This window comes from Pseudomonas sp. GD04015 (genome assembly GCF_029837675.1).
GTDB lineage: Bacteria > Pseudomonadota > Gammaproteobacteria > Pseudomonadales > Pseudomonadaceae > Aquipseudomonas > Aquipseudomonas paralcaligenes.
The window spans coordinates 1-19667 of record NZ_JAOEEE010000057.1; the positions used below are offsets into that span (position 1 = coordinate 1).

At 65.8% G+C, this 19667-nt stretch carries 20 protein-coding genes and 2 tRNA genes; 6 read left to right on the top strand and 16 right to left on the bottom strand.

Annotation, left to right across the window (positions count from 1 at the left end; all coding sequences use genetic code 11):
* Positions 1–108 (bottom strand): FAD-binding protein (locus N7640_RS24895; RefSeq protein ID WP_279906261.1); only part of this gene is annotated, 108 nt, incomplete at its 3' end.
* A gap of 128 nt (positions 109–236) precedes the next feature.
* Between N7640_RS24895 and N7640_RS24900 the strand changes: the two genes are divergently transcribed.
* A complete protein-coding gene (locus tag N7640_RS24900; RefSeq protein ID WP_279902157.1) occupies positions 237–695 on the top strand; it encodes an Rrf2 family transcriptional regulator in 459 nt (152 codons plus the stop codon).
* A 4-nt stretch (positions 696–699) separates the two neighbouring features.
* Here the strand turns inward: N7640_RS24900 and N7640_RS24905 are convergent, their stop codons facing one another.
* From N7640_RS24905 to N7640_RS24925, 5 genes are all read right to left on the bottom strand, one after another.
* Entirely contained in the window at positions 700–1713 is a 1014-nt protein-coding gene (locus N7640_RS24905) for a VOC family protein (RefSeq protein ID WP_279902159.1), read from the bottom strand.
* Between the two features lie 88 nt (positions 1714–1801).
* Positions 1802–3169, bottom strand: coding sequence for a DUF1329 domain-containing protein (locus N7640_RS24910; RefSeq protein WP_279902160.1), 1368 nt, complete (start codon positions 3167–3169; stop codon positions 1802–1804).
* A gap of 11 nt (positions 3170–3180) precedes the next feature.
* On the bottom strand, positions 3181–5034 hold the full coding sequence (locus tag N7640_RS24915) for a DUF1302 domain-containing protein (protein ID WP_279902161.1): 1854 nt from the start codon (positions 5032–5034) through the stop codon (positions 3181–3183).
* A 47-nt stretch (positions 5035–5081) separates the two neighbouring features.
* The gene (locus N7640_RS24920; RefSeq protein WP_279902162.1) at positions 5082–6338 is read right to left on the bottom strand and encodes a hypothetical protein; all 1257 of its coding nucleotides are present in this window, start codon (positions 6336–6338) and stop codon (positions 5082–5084) included.
* The gene (locus N7640_RS24925) at positions 6335–7234 is read right to left on the bottom strand and encodes a M24 family metallopeptidase (protein ID WP_279902163.1); all 900 of its coding nucleotides are present in this window, start codon (positions 7232–7234) and stop codon (positions 6335–6337) included. The genes N7640_RS24920 and N7640_RS24925 overlap by 4 nt, the downstream gene beginning before the upstream one ends.
* A 208-nt stretch (positions 7235–7442) precedes the next feature.
* Here N7640_RS24925 and N7640_RS24930 point away from each other — a divergent pair, with 208 nt between their 5' ends.
* Positions 7443–8507: an AraC family transcriptional regulator gene (locus N7640_RS24930; protein WP_279902164.1), complete on the top strand. Its 1065-nt coding sequence runs from the start codon at positions 7443–7445 to the stop codon at positions 8505–8507.
* A gap of 94 nt (positions 8508–8601) precedes the next feature.
* On the opposite strand, the gene N7640_RS24935 is transcribed toward N7640_RS24930, so the two are convergent.
* From N7640_RS24935 to N7640_RS24960, 6 genes are all read right to left on the bottom strand, one after another.
* A complete protein-coding gene (locus N7640_RS24935; protein WP_279902165.1) occupies positions 8602–8904 on the bottom strand; it encodes a hypothetical protein in 303 nt (100 codons plus the stop codon).
* A 111-nt stretch (positions 8905–9015) separates the two neighbouring features.
* Positions 9016–9426: a hypothetical protein gene (locus N7640_RS24940; protein WP_279902166.1), complete on the bottom strand. Its 411-nt coding sequence runs from the start codon at positions 9424–9426 to the stop codon at positions 9016–9018.
* Between the two features lie 108 nt (positions 9427–9534).
* Positions 9535–10020, bottom strand: a complete 486-nt coding sequence (locus N7640_RS24945; protein WP_279902167.1) for an SMI1/KNR4 family protein — start codon at positions 10018–10020, stop codon at positions 9535–9537.
* Positions 10021–10087: 67 nt separating this feature from the next.
* Positions 10088–10717, bottom strand: coding sequence for an N-methyl-D-aspartate receptor NMDAR2C subunit (locus N7640_RS24950; protein WP_279902168.1), 630 nt, complete (start codon positions 10715–10717; stop codon positions 10088–10090).
* 72 nt (positions 10718–10789) lie between these two features.
* On the bottom strand, positions 10790–12172 hold the full coding sequence (gene cysS / locus N7640_RS24955) for a cysteine--tRNA ligase (protein ID WP_279902169.1): 1383 nt from the start codon (positions 12170–12172) through the stop codon (positions 10790–10792).
* Positions 12173–12321: 149 nt separating this feature from the next.
* On the bottom strand, positions 12322–13989 hold the full coding sequence (locus N7640_RS24960; protein ID WP_279902170.1) for a glutamine--tRNA ligase/YqeY domain fusion protein: 1668 nt from the start codon (positions 13987–13989) through the stop codon (positions 12322–12324).
* Between the two features lie 175 nt (positions 13990–14164).
* On the opposite strand from N7640_RS24960, the gene N7640_RS24965 reads away from it, so the two are divergent.
* Together N7640_RS24965 and lpxH are read left to right on the top strand one after the other, a co-directional pair.
* Entirely contained in the window at positions 14165–14659 is a 495-nt protein-coding gene (locus N7640_RS24965; RefSeq protein WP_220813285.1) for a peptidylprolyl isomerase, read from the top strand.
* A 4-nt stretch (positions 14660–14663) separates the two neighbouring features.
* Positions 14664–15383, top strand: coding sequence for a UDP-2,3-diacylglucosamine diphosphatase (gene lpxH / locus N7640_RS24970; protein ID WP_279902171.1), 720 nt, complete (start codon positions 14664–14666; stop codon positions 15381–15383).
* A gap of 4 nt (positions 15384–15387) precedes the next feature.
* On the opposite strand, the gene N7640_RS24975 is transcribed toward lpxH, so the two are convergent.
* Positions 15388–16326 carry a class I SAM-dependent methyltransferase gene (locus tag N7640_RS24975; RefSeq protein WP_279902172.1) on the bottom strand — a complete coding sequence of 313 codons (939 nt, stop codon included), beginning with the start codon at positions 16324–16326 and terminating at the stop codon, positions 15388–15390.
* Between the two features lie 111 nt (positions 16327–16437).
* On the opposite strand from N7640_RS24975, the gene N7640_RS24980 reads away from it, so the two are divergent.
* Positions 16438–18246, top strand: a complete 1809-nt coding sequence (locus N7640_RS24980) for a monovalent cation:proton antiporter-2 (CPA2) family protein (RefSeq protein ID WP_279902173.1) — start codon at positions 16438–16440, stop codon at positions 18244–18246.
* Positions 18247–18335: 89 nt separating this feature from the next.
* A complete protein-coding gene (cysZ, locus tag N7640_RS24985; RefSeq protein WP_220813289.1) occupies positions 18336–19088 on the top strand; it encodes a sulfate transporter CysZ in 753 nt (250 codons plus the stop codon).
* Positions 19089–19230: 142 nt separating this feature from the next.
* On the opposite strand, the gene N7640_RS24990 is transcribed toward cysZ, so the two are convergent.
* The 3 genes from N7640_RS24990 to gspM all read right to left on the bottom strand — a co-directional run.
* Positions 19231–19307, bottom strand: a tRNA-Asp gene (locus N7640_RS24990).
* 21 nt (positions 19308–19328) lie between these two features.
* A tRNA-Val gene (locus N7640_RS24995) sits at positions 19329–19404 on the bottom strand.
* Positions 19405–19502: 98 nt separating this feature from the next.
* The coding region (gspM, locus tag N7640_RS25000) for a type II secretion system protein GspM (RefSeq protein WP_279906262.1) at positions 19503–19667 on the bottom strand (165 nt) is incomplete at its 5' end.

Consider the following 19667-nt stretch of genomic DNA (forward strand, 5'->3'; position numbering starts at 1 on the left):
CCGTTGCCCACCGTCCACCACCAGCACCCGGCGTCGCGCCCGTGCCAGCGGCAATGCCGCCGAAAGCCCCGCGTAGCTGCCGCCGACGACGATCACATCATGCTGCATGTCCCCTCCTCGCTCGCGGCGTCGCCGCGCAATCATGAAACTAATGAAATTACATGATAGGACGGAGAAATTTGCTCACGCAACTTGAAATGTGGCATTAAGACGGTCCGTCACCACAAGGCATGGCCATGAGAAAGGACAGCAGGCTCTCCCGCATGCTCCACGTGCTGCTGCACATGGCGCGGCACGATCAGCCGTTCACCTCCGAGCAGATCGCCAAGATGCTGGACACCAACCCGGTGGTGGTCCGGCGCACCATGGCCGGGCTGCGCCAGGCCGGCTACGTGCACTCGGAAAAGGGTCATGGCGGGGGCTGGACCATCGTTCGCGACCTCGAATCCATCACCCTGCTGGACATCCACAAGGCCGTGGGCGGCCCGCGGATATTCGCCATCGGCAACGAGCACGACGACCCGCAATGCGCAGTCGAGCGGGTGGTCAACGCCGCCCTGGAGGACGCGCTGAACGAGGCCGAGGCCCTGCTGGTCGCCAGGCTGGGCGCCATCTCCCTGGCGCAACTGGCTCGCGAGTTCGACGGCCTGTGCCGGCAGAGCGGCTGGGGCGTCGAAGGGCCGCACGAGCCGTAACGTCTTAGAGCGTGCCGGGCGGCTGGACCTGGCGAAGCTGGATCAGATGGCCGTAGGGGTCGCGGACGATGGCCGCCCGGTCGCTTCGCTCGACCTCCCCGCCACCCGCTTCCGTCGCCAAGGCGACGGTGGCGGCGATGTCGTGGACCTCGAAGCCGATGGCCACGACACCGGCATCGCCGAACCCCAGCGGCCCCCTGCCGGTCGCCCGGTCGTAGGTGAACGCCTCTAGGGTCGGTCCGCCCGGGCTGTAGCCTGGCATCTCGATGTGCCGGCCGCGCACCGCCACGTCGGGGATGCCGGTCAGCTCGGCGATGAAGTCGCCGTCGTAGTCGCGTTCCGCGCCGACGGTGCCGGCGGCGAAGACGGCGCGGTAGAAGCCGACGACGCGCGTCCAGTCCGGCGAGTTGTGGTTGGCGTGGAGGAAGCGCACCCCCTCCTCGGCGGGCGCGCTCGACCCCAGCCAGGTACGCACCAGGGAATCCAGCGTCCGGTAGACCGTTCGCGGCGTGAACGGCGCGGGCAGCGGGATGTGCACTTCGACGGCATTGCCGTCCGGGTCCCTGGCGTACAGCACCGGTACCCGCTCGTTCGCCTCGAACACACTGCTGACGGCCCCGCCGGCAGCCACCAGCCGGCCGACGACCCCGCGCATGTCGGTGGTCTCGAAGCACAGGTGCGCATAGCCGTCGTCGGAAGCCTGCGGCGCGGGATCGGCGGCCCGCCGCGCCGGGATCAGCGTCAGGGTCGGCCCATCGCCACCGTAGCCCGGGGTGCGCAGCACCACGGCCTCGCCGGACACCTGCGCCGGCACCCAGTCTTGCCGGGCGACCTCTTGAGCGTCGAAGGTCGCCTGGTAGAAGTCGGCCAGGCGCCGGACATCCGGGGTGGCGATGGTCACGTTGCGGAAGGTCGCCTGCGCCGGCTGGAGCCGGTAGTCGCTGGCGGAGAACGACAGCGCCCACCAGATCGCCAGGGCCACGGCCAGCACCACCAGGGCGATGGCTGTCTTCTTCATCTGCGCGCACTCCGTTCGGGATAGAAAGGGGCCGTCAGCGACGGCCCAAGACCCCGGGTATCCACCCGGGGACAGCAGCGTCCATGGCTCAGCGCACGCCCGTGCGGCGCAGGGAGGCCGGGGTGAAGTCGTTGGACGACAACTCGATGCCGTACTTCGGCGCGTTGCGGATTTCGTTGCGCAGCCCCGAGACGAAGTAGCGGCCGTTCAGCAGGTCGTAGCAGGTCTCCACCAGGATCAGCGGCAGCTGCTGCTGGTACACCTGCTGCAGGTGCCCCTCGGCCACTCGCCAGATCTGCCCGCGGTTGTCGTAGTGGTCGGCCACCAGCGCCTGCCAGGTGTCCTCGTCGAGGTACAGACGGCGCCTGGCATAGATGTGGCGACTGCCCGACTTCAGGTTGGCCTCCACCACCCAGACGCGGTGCAGCTCGTAGCGGGTGTGGTCGGGGTTGAGGTGGCCGGGCCCGATGATGTCCGCGTACTTCAGGCCGGGGTCGTCCAGGTGGTAGGCGTTGTAGGGGACGTACATCTCCTGCTTGCCGACCAGGGTCCAGTCGTAACGGTCCGGCGCGCCGTTGAACATCATGAAGTTGTCGGAGGTGTGCTGGCCGTCGCTGGTGGTCGACGGGCCGTCGTAGGAGACCTGCGGCGCGCGCCGCACGCGGCGCTGGCCGGCGTTGTAGGCCCAGGCCAGGCGCGGCTCCTTGACCTGGTCCAGGGTCTCGTGGACCAGCAGCACGTCGCCGGCCAGGCGCGCGGGCGAGACGGTCCGCCACTTGTAGTAGAACAGCACGTTGGCGTTCCTCGCCGTGCCCGCGTCACTCAGCGCCCAGGGCATGGCCACGTACTGGTCGAGCAGGCTGGGGGTGAACTGGCCGCTGGCCTGGGGCGCCGAGGTGATGATGTTGCGCTGCAGCGTCGAGCCCATGTAGCGCGCCATGTGGTTCCAGATTGCCTCCAGGCCATTGCCGGCGATGGGGAACGGCACGCCCATCCGGTAGTGCTCCAGGGTGTTGCCGCCGCCGGACAGGCTCACCGCCTCGGCGTTCTCGCGGGTCTTCTCCAGCCAGCCGTCCGGGAACACCGCGCTGCGGTGGCTCGGGTAGACCGGCATGCGGAAGGTCTGCGGGTAGCGCTTGAACAGCGCCAGCTGGCCTTCGCTGAGCCGGTCCCGGTACTGCTCGGCGTTGTCGGCGGTGATGGTGAAGAGCGGCCGGTCGCCGGCGTAGGGATCGGTCATGAAGCCGCTGCCGTCGACGCTACCGGCGTCCTTGGCCAGGCCGCCGTTCCAGGCGGGGATGCTGCCTTCGGCGTTGCCGGCCTTCTCGGCGCCCACCGGCGTCAGCGCCTGGCCGAGCGCGGCAGCCTGCCGCGCGTCGACGGCGCCCAGGGAGGCCGTCGCCCACAGCGACAGCAGCAGGGTGGAGCCAGTGATCAGGTTCTTGTAGGTCGTCATGGTCGTCACCGTCAGAAGTTCACGCCGAAGCTGAGCGCGATGAAGTCGCGGTCGACCTGGGTGTTGTAGTCGCCGCCGAAGAAGTTGGTGTAGGAGAGGCTCGCGCCGTAGGTCTTGTCGTACTCCGCGTCGAGCCCGACGCTCAGCGCCTTGGCGCCCTCGTTGAAGGGCGTGGTGGTCGGCCCGTAGCCCTCCACGTCGTGCGACCAGGCCAGGTTGGGGCGCAGGCTGACGCCGGCGAACACGTTGCGGTAGTCCCAGATCGCGCGCACCCGGTAGCCCCACGAGGTGGAGGTGGTGAAGCCCTTGTCGTTGCACTCCTCGGGCCGGGTGGTGTTGGTGCTGGTCCGGCACAGACCATTGTCCGCCAGCGCGCCGGTGCCGTAGATCGCGTCGCGGCCGTAGCGCAGGCCGCCGTCGCCCTCCAGGCCGCCCACGCGCACCAGCGCGGCCTCGCCGACCAGGGTCAGGCGCTCGGCGCCCATCACCCGGTCGAAGAAGTGGGTGGCGGTGACCTGAAGCTGGCTGACCTCCTTGCGCCGGTAGCCGGCGACCCGCTCGTCGTTGCCCGGCCGCACCGCCGCGTTCACCGGCGACAGCGCCGGGCTGCCCAGCAGGCCGGTGACCAGGTCGGCGCCGTTGAGCTGCAGCGGCGCGTTCGGCCGGTAGCTGAATTCGCCGGAGAGTGCAGTGCCGGTCGCCAGCGTGGTGGCGAAGCTCAGGCCGTACAGGCGGATATCTTCCGGATAGTCGAAGTAGTAGCGGCTGGTGCCCAGCCGGTAGGCGCTCACCAGCGACTGCCCGGTGGGCGATGCGACGATGCCGCCGCAGGCCGCGGCGGGAATGCCCAGGTTGGCGCACACCGTGTCGGTGAACGCCAGGTCGGCGATGTTCGGCCCGGCCACCACACTGAAGTACGGCGTGCGGCTGTGGTAGTTCATGAAGTAGGCGCCGAACTCCGCGTCCAGCGGCGCCGAGAACCAGCGCAGCGCCGCCCCCCACTGCCCCGAGTCGCGCGCGTCGTTGTCGCTCACCCGCGGGATCACGATGCCCTCGCGGGTGAGCTGCACGCCGAAGGGCTCGAGCGCCGCGCGGGCCAGCGCGTTGCCCGAGATGTCCGGGCCGACGATGTTCTGGTCGCAGCCGTCGGCCACGTTGTCCACGCCGAAGAAGGTGCCGCAGTTGTCGACCACGGTCTGCTCCCAGTCGAGCTGGTAGAAGGCCTCGACGGACAGGTCCTCGGTCAGGCTCTGCGACAGCGAGAACAGGCTGACCGGGATCAGCCCCTCCTTGATCTCCGCCCCCGGCCGGCGGAAGGCGGCCACGTCGACGGGGTTGACGCTGTTGATGCCGCCGCCGATGAAGGTGCTCTCGCCCCAGCTGATCACCTGCCGGCCCAGGCGCGCGGAACCCTGCTGCCCGGCCAGTTCGTAGTTGTGGTAGACGAAGGCGTCCAGCAGCTGCGCGCCGGCGGACTTGGCGCCCTCCTTGCGGTTGCTGTCGCTGATGTCCTTCCACGGCCGGCTCTCGTCCTTCAGTTCGAAGTCGTACCAATACTTGCCACGGAAGAAGGCGCCGCTGTCGCCGTAGCGCAGCTCCAGGTCGTGCAGGCCCTTGAAAATCTTCGAGAAGGTCTCGCCCTTGGCGAAGTTCAGGCGCCCGTCGTCGCCGAGCACGGAAGCCGCCCCGCCGCCGTTGTTGGCGCCGATGAACTCGGATTTGGCGCTCTGCGTCGACCAGCTGGCGCCGACCGACAGGGCGCTGTCGAACTGGCCCTCCAGTTCGCCGAGCTGGAAGGTCACGGCGAGGCCGGGGGTGCTGGTCGCCGCGCAGATGGCGAGCGCCAGCGGTTTCATAGTGCGCATGGCAGTGTCTCCATTTCTTGTTGTTGTTCGTCGCGTGCCGCCGGGGGTCAGTCCCGCAGCGGCGGCGGATAGTCGATGCGGTGGGCGCCGTGGTTGTCCCTGGCGAAGCTGGCGAGGTAGATGCCGTCCTGCTCCGGCAGCACCTTGGAGATGGCGCGCACTTGGCTGCCGTCGTGCATCAGCCAGTACAGGACCTGCTTGCCGGAGGGATCGAGCACCACGAAGCCGGTTTGCTTCTGCTCGGAGAACAGGCGGTGCGGCAACCGCAGGATCAACGGCTTGAGCCAGGGATTGGCGTGCAGCCAGGTGGCGATGGCGGTGCGCGGGGAGAACAGCGCCACGTACAGCCGCCCGCGCTCGTCACGGCTGATACCGTCGGGCATGCCCGGCATGCCTTCCTGCAGGATTTCCGCGGTGCCCGCCCGCTCGCCGCCGACGAACAGGCGCAGCATGCGGAACTTCGGGGTCTCGCTGATCACCAGCGACTGCTCGACGCCCTGCCCGTCTTCCGAACCCCGGTCGATCAGGATGCCGTCGACGAAATGCAGGTCCTGCACCACCAGTTGGGCGGTCTCGCGCTCCAGGTCGAACATCCACAGGCGGCCGTTGTTGGCCAGGCTGACGGCCTCCTCGAAGGCCGCCTCGCCCATGGCGGCGCCCGGGTAGGCGTAGGGCTCGGACATGTACACCCGCTTGCCGTCGCGGCTGATGTCGAGGTCGTTGCAGAACGCCACCGGGCGGCTGTTGCCCTCGTTCATGGCGGCCACCGCCATCGCCCCCTGGCCCAGCGGATGGACGCTGCCCAGCGTCGCGTCCGGGTCCAGCGCCGGCGGCAACGGCACACGCAGGGCCACCGGCCGGATCGCCCGGGTGGCGATGTTCAGCTCGTAGACGCCCACCGGCGCCTCGCGCTCGGGGGTGAAGCCGTAGAGGTGCGAGTTGCAGAACAGGATGCGGTTGTCGTCGCCGGGCACGAAGCGGGCGCCGGACGGCACCAGCGGGGTCTGGGCGAAGCGCTCGGCCTTGCCGCTCGCCAGGTCCAGGCGCCAGAACCAGCCGTCGCGGGCGGTGATGAACGCCTGCCCGGAGTGCTCCTGGATCAGCACGTCGTCGTGGCCCGGCAGGTCGAGGCCGCTGACCGTTGGCGCCAGATCGTCCGGCACCCTGGCGGCCTGCATCGCCGCGCTGATCTCGCCCATCCGGTAGGCCGGCGCGGGGCGGATATGCTCCGGCGGCGCGCTCAGCCACCAGGCCGCGCCCGCCACGGCGAGGACGGCCAGTCCCAGCATGCTCTTCGTCTTCATGCGCGTTTCTCCCTGGCCTCGATCACGTGAGGAACCTCATCGTCGAGCCAGTAGCAACGGTGCGGCTCGACCACCAGCACCTCCTCGAACTTGCAGCCGCCGCCGCTCCAGCCGATGTGCGGCTCGATGGCCCACAGGCCGAGCTTGTTGCCGATGTGCTCGGGGGTCAGCGCGGCCGACAGGCCCAGCTTGAGGAAGGCGAGATTGGTCTCCAGGGAGAACCAGCCGAACGAGCGGGTGCCAATGCGCAGGTGCCGGCCCTGCTTCGGCTTGACCCGGAACACCCGGTGGCCGAGCACGCAGTGCGGGTACTTGGCGTGGATGTTGTCGTAGCCCGCGGCGTGGATGCGGCGGTCGATCTCGGCCCAGATCTCCGCCGCCGTCAGCGGGCTGGCGAACAGTTGCGGAATGTCCTCGCGCAGCTGCAGGAGGAATCGTCGGGCGCGGTCCAGGCTGGGGTTGGGCGTCAGGCACAGGGCGTAGCCGACGTCGCCGATATAGCCGTCGACCACCGGCGACACGTCGAGGATCGCCACGTGGTCGGCCTCCAGCCGCCGCGGGCCGGGATGGTAGTCGGCGTAGTCCTGGTAGCCATCGAAGCGCGAATGGTCGCCGAACCAGGCGAAGGCCCGGTGTAGGTAGCGCTCGGTGCCGTGCTCGCGCAGATAGGCCTCCAGCATCTCGGCGGCCTGCTGCTCGGTCATGCCGACCTGCAGGCGCCGGCCGACGTGCTGCACGGCGGCGTAGGCCAGGCGCTGGGCCTTGAGGAATCCGTCCATGGCCTCGGGCGGGGGTAGCTGGTCGGCGCCGTGTGCGTACCTGGAGGAAACCCTGGAGAGCCAGCGGTAGAAGCGATCCAGCGGACCGCTGGGCTTCAGCGAATAGCCGATGGGCATGGCCGATCCTCCCGGTGCAGCGGATCGACGGGCCGGAGCCGGCCATGGGAACGCGCCGGGCGTGAGGCCGGGCGGCAGCAACTGAACGTCATCATGTAGGGACTCGGTGTTGTTGTTATGAGCCCGATGCTAAGAGTCCCGGTGCGCTCGCGATGTTGTTCAGCGGCCAATCTGATGGTTGAATTCCGCCACCACAGGGAGAAGCCGCATGCGATCCGCCACCGACAGTTCGTCGTTCATCTCGCTCACCGAGCTGCTGGTGCCGGTGCCGCTGCCGGCGCTGCTCATGGAAGTGCTGCTGGAACAGGGGCTAAGCGCGGATCGCCTGCTGGAAGGCACGGAACTGCGCCTCGAACACTTCAGCCACCCGGATACGCTGCTCAGCTACCGGCAACTGGCCGTGATCATCTCCCGCGCCCTGGCGATGACCGGCAACCCCCGCCTCGGCCTGCTGTTCGGCTCGCGCATCCGCCTCTCCCACCTGGCCGAACTGGGCGCCCTGTACGCCACCGCGCCGACCCTGCGGCACGCCTACGAGATCGGCCTGAAGCACCAGAAGCTGCTCGGCAGCGCCTTCGACATGCGCCTGGTCGAGCGGCCGCGGCACCTGGCGATCATCGCCTCGAAACTGGTACCGCTGGAGGAGCGCTACTACTTCAACCAGGAATCCTGGCTGACCGCCATCGCCAACCAGACGGCGCTGGTGATGGAACACCCGCTGAGCGAACTCGGCCTGGAACTGGAGTTCGACTACCCCGCCCCGCAGGACCTCGGCCCCTATCACCGGCTGTTCGGCAAAAAGGTTAAATTCGGCCAGCCCTACTGCCAGGTGCTCATCCCTCGCGAGCTGCTGGACCGGCGTCTGCCCGGCGCCTGCCCAACCCTGTTCAAGCTCGCCGTGCAGCGCTGCGAGGAAGCCTCCAGCCGCAGCCGCGCGCCGCTGTCGCTGCCCGAGCAGGTACGCATCCACCTGCGCCGGGAGCTGGAGTCGCCGCCCTCGGTCGAGGCCATCGCCAGCCGCCTCAACCTCTCGACCCGCACCCTGAACCGGCGCCTCGACGAACTGGACTGCAACTACCGCCAGCTATTGCGCGAAGTGCGCTTCGAGACCGCTGCCCAGCTGCTGCAGGGCACCGCGCTGCCCATCGCCATCATCGCCCAGCGCTCGGGCTTCAACGACACCTCGAACTTCGTCAAGGCATTCCGCGAGTGGGCCGGCACCACGCCGAACCGCTACCGGCAGCATATACACGAGGCCGGCCGGGCACGCTGAAGGCATTCAGGGTATCCAGCGTGCTCTCCGCTCTACGCTTATTATGCAAGCTCCGCAGCCTGTTCAGCGGGCTAAGAGCACAAAGTTGAACGCATTATGCGTTCTCATCAGATTGTTTCTCTTTTCCGCTGCGTTTCTGAGGACGCCAAAACACAGGCCGAGGAACCTTTCTAGGTTTTCTCCAAGCAAGCAGGGCAAGAAATAGTTCAAGTATCCACAGGATGGCCCAATAGAATGTTTCAGCAACCAACACAAATAGCAGAATAAATACTTCCCCAGCGCTCAGAGCATGACCACCAGCAGCGAATATACCTGCAACAGCTTCGACTACCACGCCAACCATCGAAACGATTGCCTCGATGATTGCGAGAACAATTGAAAATATGGCTTCGATCAACGCAGACCTCCTTTGCTCATAACACATGAACTGATCCGCGCCAACATAGTTCCAGCAGAGAGCCCATTGAGCGGCAAACGACTGAACCCGCGAGAAAAGAATATAAAATATTTATTTGAGCGTCCCATTTTTCACCAGGCGCCTTACATATACGCAAACTGCCGACCAAAACCCAAGACCGATTGCCATGTTGACCAATGCAGCCAGACCAGCATATTCAGCTGTACCAGCCTTGAATGAAAACCATCCCAGAGAAACGACAACCACTAGCAGAACAGTCAAGAACAGTTTCAGAGCCAGTTTCTTCAAGCGGAAAAGAAATACCGCAGCCACTATCACCAAAAACTGCTTACCCAAGACAAGCCCATACTCAATCACACCATAGTTAGAGGCAGCAGTGTCCAGCATAAAGCTGCCGCCGTGCCCCGTCAGCAGATAAGCGAAGTAAACAAACAGGATAAAGATTGAGCCAGCAAGAAAATAGACCGTTAAGATCCAAACAGGAATCGGGATGCCTTTCATTTTTCACCTTACAAAAACAATATTCTAGATTCATGAAAACGAACCAGATAACAATAATTATCAGGCAGTATTTTTTTGCCACGACGCGGAATCGGCTTGAATGAACTGTCAGAGCCCAGCCTCTTCGAAGTACGGTTCCAAGAATGCTCGATAGTAATCGATAAAACTGCTTGCCAGTCTCTCCGAATGGCCTGTGCTCTGGTGGTAGAAAAGAACCACCGGATTCTCGCCATCCACTTCACTCGATGTATCCAGGCACACAGGCTCGTTGTCATCCGAGTCTCGCTGGACCACTACCAAATGTGAGGGAAGCTTATGCGGACACCAACCCTCTCGATAATGAAGCGTGTCGAAATAGCAGCCAGCTGCCAGCGGTTTCTCGGCAGAGATCGGCGATATGTAGAGTGCGTCCAGACCGCCACCACCCGTGGCAAGAAGGAAGTCGCGGTATGTGCCCCGAATCCTCACACCGAGCGCACCCTCTACGGTTGCAATGGCATCTTCGGTAGATGCTCCTCCCCATTCGACCGAAAACTCTCCATCCATGGCAGGGAGTTGATTAACCTTCGAAATGACCTCGGTCAGCTCTGACATCTCCACGTGACTCCATCGTCCATGCTAAGGCCACGGCCAGCCAGAGCTGCGCATCTGCAGCAGTCAGCTAGCGCCCTGACAGCCGCAGCGAATATGCCAGGTTTTCTCTGGCGCGACCTTCGAGTGCTTCACGCAGCACACGAGTGCTATAGATAGGGCTGCGATGCAGGAACTCTTCGAGGATAGTCTGGCGCTTGCCACGGAAAAGGGGGTCGGGCACCCAGCCATATTCCTCCCTGACCTGCCGCTCGTATTCCTCGAAGCGGGGTCGCGGCGCCCCGAGGATGGACAGGTCTATATCAACAAGCAGCATCTGATCCTGCCCCTCGGGCAAGGCCGTATGCCGGGTGGCCAGAATGTGATTTGAAACCCGCGCAATGCGCTCAGCAGAAACGCCAGCTTCGCTCAGTTCTGCCTCAGCCCACTCGGCGCTCTTAAGTTCGTTGTCGGCGCCTTTAACGTCATACACGGCATCGTGGAACCAGAGAGCCATTTCGACTTCTGCTGGTTCGGCTGCGAGTTCGAGATGGATTTCCAGAAGCGCCAGGCATTCGGAGAGATGCTGAACCGTGTGATATCTGCGTTGAGGCTCAGCATATGCGGCAAGCAGCCTTCGCATCAGTGCGATCCCATCGCCCTTTGCGCCCATACCCAGCCAGCACCGCTCCCATGAAAACTGCAGCGTATTTTCCTTCATGACACATACGCTCCCTAGAAGATGGATATAAAAAAGGCCGCTCGAAAGCAGCCTTTTTATCAAACAGACCACTCACTCGGCCAGACGCCAGGTCGTGCCGCCCTTGCCATCCTCCAGCACCACGCCCATGGCGGTGAGCTGGTCACGGATGCGGTCGGACTCGGCCCAGTTCTTCTCGGAGCGTGCCTGCAGGCGTGCGGCGATCAGGGCGTCCACCTCGGCGGCGTCGACCTTGCCGGCGGCGCCGGCCTGGAGGAAGGCGTCCGGCTCCAGTTGCAGCACACCGAGCACACCAGCCAGCTGCTTGAGCTGCGCAGCCAGGCCGGCGGCGGCCTGTTCGTCCGACTCACGCAGGCGGTTGACCTCGCGGATCATCTCGAACAGCACGGCGCAGGCTTCCGGCGAGTTGAAGTCGTCGTCCATCGCCGCGCCGAAGCGCTCGACGAAGGCCTCGCCACCGGCAGGCGCCGCCTCCGGCAGACCCTTGAGGCCATTGTAGAAGCGCTCCAGGGCGCCCTTGGCTTCCTTGAGGCTGTCTTCGGAGTAGTTGATCGGGCTGCGGTAGTGGCTGGACACCAGCAGGTAGCGCACCACCTCCGGGTGGTACTTCTCCAGCACCTCGCGGATGGTGAAGAAGTTGCCCAGGCTCTTGGACATCTTCTCGCCGTCCACGCGCACCGCGCCGGCGTGCATCCAGGCCTTGGCGTAGAGCTTGCCGGTGGCCGCCTCGCTCTGCGCGATCTCGTTCTCATGGTGCGGGAACACCAGGTCCGGCCCGCCGCCGTGGATGTCGAAGGTCTCGCCCAGGCAGCAGGTGGACATCACCGAGCACTCGATGTGCCAGCCCGGCCGGCCGGCGCCCCAGGGCGACTCCCAGCTCGGCTCGCCCGGCTTGGCGCCCTTCCACAGAACGAAGTCCAGCGGGTCTTCCTTGATCTCGTCGACCTCGATGCGCGCACCGATCTTCAGCTCGTCGATCTTGCGCCGGGACAGCTTGCCGTAGCCCACAAACTTGCCGACGCGGTAGTACACGTCGCCATTGCCCGGGGCATAGGCGTAGCCCTTGTCGATCAGGGTCTGGATCATCTGGTGCATGCCGGCGATATGGCCGGTGGCGCGCGGCTCGATGTCCGGGCGCAGCACGTTGAGACGGCCCTCGTCCTCGTGCATCGCCGCGATCATGCGATCCACCAGGGCCTCGAACGGCTCGCCGTTCTCCTGGGCACGCTTGATGATCTTGTCGTCGATATCGGTGATGTTGCGTACGTAGGTCACGTCGTAGCCGCGCTGGCGCAGCCAGCGGGTGACCACGTCGAAGGCGACCATCACCCGTGCATGGCCAATGTGGCAGAAGTCGTACACGGTCATGCCGCACACGTACATGCGCACCTGGTTGCCTTCCAGCGGCTGGAAGGGTTCCTTGACCTTGCTCAGGGTGTTGTAGATGGACAGCATCTTTAAATTTCCTCAAGAACGGTTTTCAAGGCAGCGAGCGAAGATCAGGCAAGGCGAAGCGGAGTGAGGAAGCGGAATGTACTGCAGTACACGAGCATTCCGAACCTCGCTTCAACACAGCATGATCGAGCGCAGCAATTTGAAAGCCGTTATTGCCCCCAGGTGTCGCGCAGGGTGACGGTACGGTTGAACACCGGCTTGCCGGGCTGCGAGTCCTTCAAGTCGGCAACGAAGTAGCCTTCGCGCTCGAACTGGAAGCGTTCCTCGGCGCCGGCGTTGGCCAGCGACGGCTCGGCGCGGCAGCCCTTGAGCACCACCAGCGAATCCGGGTTGATGTTGTCGAGGAAGCTGCCGCCCTCCTCGTCCTTCTCCGGGTTGGCGGAGCGGAACAGGCGGTCGTACAGGCGCACTTCGCATTCCACGCTCTCGGCGGCCGGCACCCAGTGGATCACGCCCTTGACCTTGCGGCCCTCGGGGTTCTTGCCCAGGGTGTTCTCATCGTAGGAGCAGCGCAGCTCGACGATATTGCCTTCGGCATCCTTGATCGCCTCGTCGGCGCGGATCACGTAGCTGCCGCGCAGGCGCACTTCGCCGCCGGGGATCAGGCGCTTGTAGCCGTCCGGCGGGGTTTCCTCGAAGTCACCGGCGTCGATGTAGATCTCGCGGCTGAACGGCAGCACGCGCACGCCCATGTCCTGCTTCGGGTGGCGCGGCAGTTCGAGGTTCTCGACGTTGCCTTCCGGGTAGTTGGTGATCACCACCTTGAGCGGCTTGAGCACGCACATGGCGCGCGCGGCGTTGGCGTCCAGGTCCTCGCGGATGGCGAATTCCAGCATGCCGATGTCGACCACGCCGCCAGCGCGGTTGACGCCGATCATGTCGCAGAAGGTGCGGATCGAGGCCGGGGTGTAGCCACGGCGGCGATAGCCGGACAGGGTCGACATGCGCGGGTCGTCCCAGCCATTGACGTGATGCTCGTCGACCAGTTGCTTGAGCTTGCGCTTGCTGGTGATGGTGTAGTTCAGGTTGAGCCGCGCGAACTCGTACTGGCGCGGCTGGGCCGGTACCGGCAGGTTGGCCAGGAACCACTCGTACAGCGGGCGATGGTCCTCGAACTCCAGGGTGCAGATGGAGTGAGTGATGCCCTCGATGGCGTCCGACTGGCCGTGGGTGAAGTCGTAGCTCGGGTAGATGCACCACTTGTCGCCGGTCTGGTGGTGATGGGCGTGGCGGATGCGGTAGAGGATCGGGTCGCGCAGATTCATGTTGCGCGAGGACATGTCGATCTTGGCGCGCAGCGAGCGGGCGCCATCCGGGAACTCACCGGCCTTCATGCGGGCGAACAGGTCGAGGTTCTCCTCGACGCTGCGCTCGCGGAACGGGCTGTCCTTGCCGGGGCTGGTCAGGGTGCCGCGGTACTCGCGCATTTCCTCGGCGTTCAGATCGCAGACGAAGGCCTTGCCGGCCTTGATCAGCTCGATAGCCCAGGCATGCAACTGGTCGAAGTAGTCGGAGGCGTAGCGCTCCTTGCCGGCCCACTGGAAGCCCAGCCACTCGACGTCGCTCTTGATCGCGTCGATGTATTCCTGGTCTTCCTTGGCCGGGTTGGTGTCGTCGAAGCGCAGGTTGCATTCGCCACCGAATTCCTGGGCCAGGCCGAAGTTCAGGCAGATCGACTTGGCATGGCCGATGTGCAGGTAACCGTTGGGCTCCGGCGGGAAGCGGGTGACGATCTTGGCGTGCTTGCCGCTGTCCAGGTCGGCCTGGACGACGGGGCGCAGGAAGTTGGCGGCTTTTTCGACGGTGGGCTTGCTCATGGTGTCCTTAGATGCGGTGCGGCCTCCGCGCGGGAGGTAGGCCGGTCGAGACAAAGCCCGTATGATACTCAACCCGCCATATACCTGACAGTCGCAAAGCGACCAGGCGCGGCCTTACTTCGCGCGAATGCGCCGCCGCCCTGCCCGCCTTGCCCGAATCCGAGAGCGCATCGTCATGATCAAGCTGCACACCAACCACGGCGTCATCACCCTGGAACTGTTCGAAGACAAGGCCCCGGAAACCGCCGCCAACTTCAAGGAATACGTGAAGAGCGGCCACTACGACGGCACCGTGTTCCACCGCGTGATCGGCAACTTCATGGTCCAGGGCGGCGGTTTCGAGCCGGGCATGAAGCAGAAATCCACCCGCGCGCCGATCAAGAACGAGGCCAACAACGGTCTCTCCAACAAGGTCGGCACCGTGGCCATGGCCCGCACCATGGACCCGCACTCGGCCTCCGCCCAGTTCTTCATCAACGTCGCCGACAACGGCTTCCTCGACCACACCGCGCCGACCATGCAGGGCTGGGGCTACGCCGTGTTCGCCCAGGTGACCGAGGGCATGGACGTGGTCAACGCCATCAAGGGCGTGGCCACCACCATGAAGTCCGGCCACCAGGACGTGCCGGTGGACGACGTGATCATCGAGAAGGCCGAAATCGTCGAGTGATTCGATGATCCTGCTGATCTCCGATCTGCACCTGGAAGAGGAACGCCCGGACATCACCCGGGCGTTTCTGCATTTCCTGCAGACCCGCGCCCGCAAGGCCGAGGCGCTGTACATCCTCGGCGACTTCTTCGAGGTGTGGATCGGCGACGACGGCATGTCGCCGTTCCAGCAGAGCATCGCCCGCGCCCTGCGCGAGCTCAGCGACACCGGCACACGCATCTTCCTGATGCACGGCAACCGCGATTTCCTGATCGGCCGCGCCTTCTGCCGCGCCGCCGGCTGCACCCTGCTGAAGGACCCGAGCATCGTGCGGTTCAATGGCGAGCCGGTACTGCTGATGCACGGCGACAGCCTGTGCACCCTGGACGTCGGCTACATGAAGCTGCGCCGCTGGCTGCGCAACCCGCTGACCCTGTTCATCCTGCGCCACCTGCCGCTCGCCACCCGCCACAGGCTGGCGCGCAAGCTGCGCAGCGAGAGCCGCGCGCAGACGCGGATGAAGGCCAGCGAGATCGTCGACGTGACGCCGGAAGAAGTGCCACGGATCATGGCCGAGCACGGCGTACGCACCCTGATCCACGGCCACACCCATCGCCCGGCCGTTCACGAACTGCAGGTGAAGGGCGAAAACGCCCGGCGCATCGTCCTCGGCGACTGGGACAAACAGGGCTGGGCCCTGCAGGTGGACCAGCACGGCTTCCACCAGGCGCCCTTCCCGCTCTGAGCCATCATTCCAGAACGAACACCAGCGCCTTGAGCGCACTGTCCTCGTCTATGTCAGCGAACTCCGGCGGGTTGGCCAGGCGCTCCACATAACGCAGCTGCGGGGCTTCGCGCGCCATCTCGTCGACCAGGAAGGCGACGCCGATGGACGGATCGTTGCAGCAGGCCAGCACCCGGCCGCCCGGCGCCAGCAACTCGGGCAGGCGGCGCAGCACCTTGGCGTAGTCCCGGGTCAGCACGAAGCTGCCCTTCTGGAAGCTCGGTGGGTCGATGACGATCAGGTCATAGGGGCCTTCCCTGCGCAGCTTGCCCCAGGAATTGAACAGGTCGTGGCCGAGGAAACTCACCCGCGCCAGGTCGTGGCCGTTGAGTCGATGGTTGTCGCGGCCGCGACTCAGCGCCGGCCGCGACATGTCCAGGTTGACCACCCGCTCGGCGCCGCCGGCGACGGCCGCCACCGAGAAGCCGCAGGTATAGGCGAACAGATTGAGCACCCGCAGGCCCGCCGCCTGCTCGCGTACCCACTGGCGTCCCAGGCGCATGTCGAGGAACAGGCCGCTGTTCTGCTTGCGCCCGAAATCCAGGAGAAAGCGCAGCCCCTGCTCCTCGATCTCGCCCCGCTCGAGGGCCTCGCCGAACAGGCACTCCGTGGCGCTGTCCGGCCGGTAGCGGTGCTGCAGCAGCAGGTGCGCGGCGCCGCTGCCCCGCCAGGCGGGCGACGCGGCGAATTGCAGCAGCATGTTCTTCAACTCGGCCAGCTCGGCGGCCTCCGGCTCGCGGAACAGCGACACCAGCACCACGCCCTGCAGCCAGTCGACCGCGATGTGCTCCAGCCCTGGCCACCGCCGGCCGCGCCCATGGAACAGGCGACGCGCCTCGCGCGGCAGGTCGGCGAAGGCCGTGAGCAGATGCTGGTGCAGAGTGGCGATGGATTCGGCGTTCATGGCGGTGCTGGCGAATGCGGGAGCGCATTCTAGCCCAGCCCGCGACGCCTTGGCCGGGCGCGCCGGTCTCCCGAACTGGTACTCTCGCGCTTATTTCGACGGGAGAATGCCATGCCCCACGATGGCAGCCTGCTGCAGGGCGCGGTCGTATTCCTCTTCGCCGCGGTGCTCGCGGTCCCACTGGCCAAGCGTCTGCAGCTTGGCGCGGTACTGGGCTACCTGCTGGCGGGCGTGCTGATCGGCCCCTCGGTGCTCGGCCTGATCGGCGACCCGGAGAGCGTCGGCCATCTGTCCGAACTGGGCGTGGTCCTGCTGCTGTTCATCATCGGCCTGGAACTGTCGCCCCGGCGCCTGTGGGTGATGCGCAAGGCGGTGTTCGGCGTCGGCCTGGCCCAGGTGCTGCTGACCGCCCTGGTGATCGGCACCGTGGCGCTGTTCGGCTTCCACCAGCCGCTGCCGGTGGCCATGGTGCTCGGCCTCGGCCTGGCGCTCTCCTCCACCGCCTTCGGCCTGCAGCTGCTGGCCGAGCGCAAGGAACTGACCAGCCCCCACGGGCGCATGGCCTTCGCCATCCTGCTGTTCCAGGACATCGCCGCGATCCCGCTGATCGCGCTGGTGCCCATGCTCGGCGACGCCACCCCGCACCCCCTGCCCGGCCAGGAGTTGCGCGGATTGCTGGAGGTGTTCGGCAGCATCGCCCTGGTGGTGCTCGGCGGTCGCTACCTGCTGCGCCCGGTGTTCCGCATCGTGGCGCGCACCAACATCCGCGAGGTGTCCACCGCGACCGCCCTGCTGGTGGTCATCGGCACGGCCTGGCTGATGGAGCTGGCCGGCGTCTCCATGGCCCTGGGCGCCTTCCTCGCCGGCATGCTGCTGGCCGACTCCGAGTATCGCCACGAGCTGGAATCCCATATCGAGCCGTTCAAGGGCCTGCTGCTCGGGCTGTTCTTCATCAGCGTCGGCATGGCGGCCAACCTCGCCCTGCTGTGGCACGAACCGCTGACGGTGCTGGCCCTGACCCTGCTGCTGATCGGCCTCAAGCTGCCGGTGCTGCTGGTGGTCGGCCGCCTCGCGGGCGGGCTGTCGCGGGCCAGCGCGGTGCGTCTGGCGGTGCTGCTGGCGGCCGGCGGCGAATTCGCCTTCGTGGTGTTCCGCATGGCCCGCAGCGAACAGCTGCTCGATGGCCACCTGCACGACCTGCTGGTGATCGCCATCACCCTGTCCATGGCGCTCACGCCGCTGATGGTGATGCTCGCCGCGCACTGGCTCAAGGCGGCGCCCGCCGCTCCCCGCGAAGTGCCGGAAGAACTGCAGACGGTGGATAGCGACACGCCGCGGGTGGTGCTGGCCGGCATGGGCCGGATGGGCCAGGTGGTCGCCCGTGTGCTGCGCGCCCAGGGCGTGCCCTTCGTCGCCCTCGACACCTCGGTGGATGCGGTGGAAATGTCGCGCAGCCTGGGCGAGATGCCGATCTTCTACGGCGACCCGCTGCGCCCGGAAATCCTGCGCGCCGCCCAGCTGGACAAGGCGGAATGGTTCATCGTCGCCACCGACGACCCGGACACCAACCTCAAGACCACCGAACTGGTGCGCAAGCTGTATCCCCACGTGAAGATCATCGCCCGCGCGCGCAACCGCCAGCACGTGCACAAGCTCTGGGACCTCAACGCCCAGGCGGTGCGCGAAACCTTCCACTCCAGCCTGGAAATGAGCCGCCAGGTGCTGCGCGGCCTGGGCCTGAGCGAGGAACAGGCCGCCGCCCGCCTGCGCCGCTTCCAGCGCCACGACGAGGAAGTGCTGGAGGCGCAGCACAGGGTCTACGACAACCAGGCCGCGGTGCAGCAGACCGCCCGCCAGGCCCGCCGGGAACTGGCGACCCTGTTCGACAGCGACAAGGTCGACGAGGGCGTTCCGAAGTAGGCATCGTGGGCCAAGGGAACCTGCCAGCGCTTTCCTCCCCCCATCAAACTGGTTAAGGTCGGCGCATTTCCACCCTCACGGAGCCTTCCATGCCCACTCCCGCCCTGTCCGGTCCCCAGTACCTGAGCGAAGGTCTCAAGCTGGTCCTCAGCCCGGGGCTACGCCTGTTCGTGCTGCTGCCCCTGGCGGTGAACACCCTGCTGTTCATCGGGCTGATCGTGGTCGCCCTGCAGCAGTTCGGCGGCTGGGTCGACGGCATCATGCCAAGCCTGCCGAGCTGGCTGAGCTTCCTCGAATACATCATCTGGCCGCTGTTCGTGATTCTGGTGCTGGTGGTGATGTTCTTTACCTTCACCATGCTGGCCAACATCATCGCGGCGCCCTTCAACGGGTTTCTCGCCGAGAAGGTGGAAGTGGTGGTGCGCGGTCGCGACGACTTCCCGCCGTTCAGCTGGAGCGAGCTGATGGCCATGGTCCCGCGCACCCTCGGCCGCGAGCTGCGCAAGCTGGGCTATTTCCTGCCCCGCGCCATTCCCCTGCTCATCCTCACCTTCGTGCCGGTGCTCAACGTGGTGGCGGCGCCGCTGTGGATTCTGTTCGGCATCTGGATGATGGCCGTGCAGTACATCGACTACCCGGCGGACAACAACAAGCTGGGCTGGAACGAGATGCTCGCCTGGCTGCGCGAGAAGCGCTGGCAGAGCCTGGGCTTCGGCGGCATCGTGTACCTGGCGTTGCTGATCCCCTTCGTCAACATCCTGGTGATGCCGGCGGCCGTGGCGGGCGCCACGCTGTTCTGGGTGCGGGAGCGGGGAGAGACGGCGCTGCAGCGCCAGGGCTGAATCGAACGGCGGCAGACGGGATGCAGATTCCTTCCACCGCCGAATGGCGCGAATCGGAAACCTGAAATGCAGACAAAGAAAAAGCGGCTCAAGGCCGCTTTTTTGGCTTCCCGTTCTCGGTGATCCGAGTGGAAGCGATGTATGGCGCAGCGGACGGGACTCGAACCCGCGACCCCCGGCGTGACAGGCCGGTATTCTAACCGACTGAACTACCGCTGCGCGTCGGTCTCGCAAGAGATATGGTGGGTGATGACGGGATCGAACCGCCGACCCTCTGCTTGTAAGGCAGATGCTCTCCCGGCTGAGCTAATCACCCGAGTAGCCTTGCGAGGTGGCGCAATTTACGCAGAGGCCTCGCCTAAGTCAACACCCTGCTTGAATTTTTTCTTCTCGACCGCTCTTCTCGACCGCCGCTCAGCCCGCCCGCAGCAGCAGGCGGGTGCTCACCAGTCCCTTGTCCGCCCGCTCCAGCCCGGCCTCCTCGACCCTCACGCCCTGCTCTTCCAGGCTCATCAGCCAGCGCAGCAGACGGGCGAAGTCGGTCGGCTGCAGGCTCACCTGCAGGCTGCCGTCGCCCTG